The organism is Protofrankia sp. Cr1 (assembly GCF_963555865.1).
Lineage (GTDB): Bacteria > Actinomycetota > Actinomycetes > Frankiales > Frankiaceae > Protofrankia.
Genome location: NZ_CAUVXO010000235.1, coordinates 5,130 through 8,100, shown reverse-complemented (window position 1 = coordinate 8,100; position 2,971 = coordinate 5,130). Strand labels below are relative to the sequence as shown.

Sequence of the window (2,971 nt, the reverse complement as noted above, 5' to 3'; positions counted from 1 at the left end):
GGTCATCCCTGCCTACGCGCAGCGCCGTGACGTCGCGCCGTCAGCGACGACGTCGGTTCGGGGGCGTCAGTGGCGGAAGGCGCGGATCGGGGTTGCGAGGATGGCGCGGGCGCCGATGGCTTCGAGCGCGTCCATGACGGGCTGTGTCTGGCCGGTGGGGACTAGGGCGCGGACGGCGAGCCAGCCTTCGCGGTGCAGGGGTGCGACGGTGGGTGATTCCAGCCCCGGTGTGATCTCCACTGCCTGGTCGAGGGCCGCTTCGGGGACGTCGTAGTCGATCATGACGAAGTCGCGGGCTACCTGGACGCTGCGCAGCCTGCGGACGAACCGCTGGGTTGCCTCGTCGGCGCCTGGCCTGGGGGCGTGGGGGCGGATGACGACCGCTTCGGAGGTCATGATCGGCTCGCCGATGGTCGTGAGGCCCAAGCGGGCGAGCGTCGTGCCGGTTTCGACGACGTCGGCGATGACGTGGGCGACCCCGAGTCGCAGTGACGTCTCGACGGCGCCGTCGAGACGGACGATCTGTCCGGGCTGGACACCGTGCTCGGCGAGGTACTTGGCGACGATCCCTGGGTAGGAGGTCGCGATCGAGGCGCCGGCGAGGTCGCTGACCGACGTGGCGGCGCCGGGTTCGCCGGCGAAGTAGAACGTTGATCGTGCGAATCCGAGGGACAGGATTTCTTCGGCTGCCGCGGCGGAGTCGATGAGCAGGTCGCGTCCGGTGATCCCGACGTCGAGGCGGCCGGAGCCGACGTAGACGGCGATGTCGCGGGGACGCAGGTAGAAGAACTCGATCTGGTTTTGCTCGTCGATCAGGACGAGTTCCTTGGCGTCGGTGCGGATCGGATAACCGGCCTCATGGAGCATCGTCATCGCCGGGGCGGAGAGCGAGCCTTTGTTCGGGACGGCGATGCGCAGCATGAAGATCCTTTGTACTCGTCGGTGAGTAGGGCGACAGTGTGTCAGAAGCCACGTCGGGTGACACTTCATTTTCGGGCCGGCCCGGCCGCGTCAGACCGACGCGGCCCGATGCGTTCATCTCCCGCGTCCGGGCGGGCAGGCGAGCAGCGCGCGGTGTCGGGCACGCGCGCCGGCGTCGGTGAGCCCGGCGATGTGGTCGACGACGATCCGCAGGCGGGCCGGATCATCGTCGGCCGTCGCCCAGGCGTGTGCGGACGGCAGGTCGAGTGTGTGCGGGGCGTCGGCGAGCAGCGCGTCGGCGAGCTCGACGAGTGTCTGCCGCTGACGGTGCCGGCGGTCGCGTCGAGACGGTGCTCGCAGGATGTGATGCAAGGTGAACGCTCGTAGCCAGGCGACCTCCGCAAGGGACTCGACCGGTACACCGAGGCGTTGCCGCTGGCGGCTGTGCGGGCCGTGCTCGGGCCGGGCCTGGGCAACGGTCTCAGCGATGTAGTGCTCGGTGAGCGAGCGGGTCAGATGGTGCAGGGCGGCCTCGGTATGAGAGCTGCCGTCGTAGTCGTCGCGGACGAAGGCCGTCACGGCTGGACGGCGTGCCAGCTCGGCCGCGGCGGTCTCGATGTCGGCCGCCGGAAGAGTGGTGATGCGGTCGGCGGCGAGGAGGGCGATGGCGGCGCGTTCGCCGCGGTCGGCGAGCAGGTTCGGGCGTAGGAGGCGGGCGCGGATGCCATCGTCGAGGTCCGCGACGGCGTTGGCGATGTCGTCGGCCCAGTCGACGATCTGCGCCTCGAAGGAGGGGGTCGGCTCGGTGTGCCCGTGGCGGAGCCAGGCGAAGGTGGGCTGGTCGTCGTCGTAGACGCCGAAGCGGCGGTCGCCGGGGCGGCGTGGCCAGGGGTATTTGCAGGTCGCGTCGAGGGCGGCGCGGGTCAGGTTGAGCCCGGCGGGTGCGGTAGGGGTTCCGGGTTCGAGGCGGGTGAGAATCCGCAGGGTCTGCGCGTTCGCGTTGTAGCCGCCGGCGGGCCGGGCGATCTCGTCGAGGGCGGTTTCGCCGTTGTGCCCGAACGGGGGGTGTCCGAGATCGTGGGCGAGGCCGGCGGTCTCCAGCAGCCATGGGTCTGCGCCGAGGGGGGTGCCGATCGCGCGGGCGATGCGCGCGACTTCGAGGGAGTGGGCCAGGCGGGTGCGAGCGCTGCGGCCCTCCTCGACGTCGAGGGCCTGCGGCTTGCCCGCCAAGGCGCGTAGCGCCACCGAGTGCACGACCCGGGCGTGATCGACGGCGAACGGCGAGCCCGGTCGGCTTGCCGGGCCGGCGCCTGGCTCGTTATGAAGGCGCTGGCGGTCGGCCGGGGTGTAGCGGTACCGGCGGATGCTCATATCGGTTCCCCGTGCGCGGTGCTCTCGTCGAACAGCCGGTGCAGGACGGCGGGGTTGAGGTATCGCCGGTAGAGCGGGTCGTCGGCGAGGTGGTGCCGGGTGGCGTCGGCGAAGGCTGCCTGAAGGTACATCAGGCGGCGCAGCAGGCGGGCGTGGATGGGGCGACGGTCGGGGTCGAGGGTCTGGCCGGGGGGCAGCGCCCGTAACGCCACCGTGTTGATCAGCCGGTTGGTGTCGAGGAGCCGGAGCCGTCCGCCGGTGTCGACGGCGAGGTTCTGGAAGCGGGTGTCGATGATGTCGGGAAGCAGCATCGGCTCGCTGGCGGCCCGGTCGAGCAGCTCGCGGGTGACGCCGATGAACTGGTGCAGATCGTCAACGCAGGCCGGTGGCAGGTCTGTGGCGCGGGTGCGGTTGAGCGGTCGTGTCGTGTCGACGTCCACCCATTCCTTGACCAGCACGGTTTCGGAGATGTGGGCGGCTGGATGGCAAGCGAACAGGCGCTGCGCGGGCAGGAGCTGGGGCAGGGCCGCGTACACCTGTCGTAGGTAGTGGTATTCGTCGCGGACCTTGCGGATGGTCAGCTCGGGGCAGTCGACGGTGAACAGCTGGATGCACCACCGGCTGCCCGGTCGGCGGAACACCTCACTGTGCTCGCCGTCACCGACCCGCTGGTAGCGGG

The 2,971-nt window shown here is 70.6% G+C and carries 3 protein-coding genes; all 3 read right to left on the bottom strand.

The genetic code is table 11. The features are described from left to right. Nucleotides 1-66: 66 nt before the first annotated feature. Nucleotides 67-921, bottom strand: a complete 855-nt coding sequence (hisG, locus tag U9980_RS17340) for an ATP phosphoribosyltransferase (RefSeq protein WP_322768873.1) — start codon at nucleotides 919-921, stop codon at nucleotides 67-69. 114 nt (nucleotides 922-1,035) lie between these two features. Beyond that, nucleotides 1,036-2,292 (bottom strand): deoxyguanosinetriphosphate triphosphohydrolase, encoded by a 1,257-nt coding sequence (locus tag U9980_RS17335; RefSeq protein ID WP_322768872.1) that lies wholly within the window; start codon nucleotides 2,290-2,292, stop codon nucleotides 1,036-1,038. Further along, a partial coding sequence (locus U9980_RS17330; RefSeq protein ID WP_322768871.1) for a hypothetical protein occupies nucleotides 2,289-2,971 on the bottom strand: 683 nt, incomplete at its 5' end. The genes U9980_RS17335 and U9980_RS17330, both read right to left, overlap by 4 nt.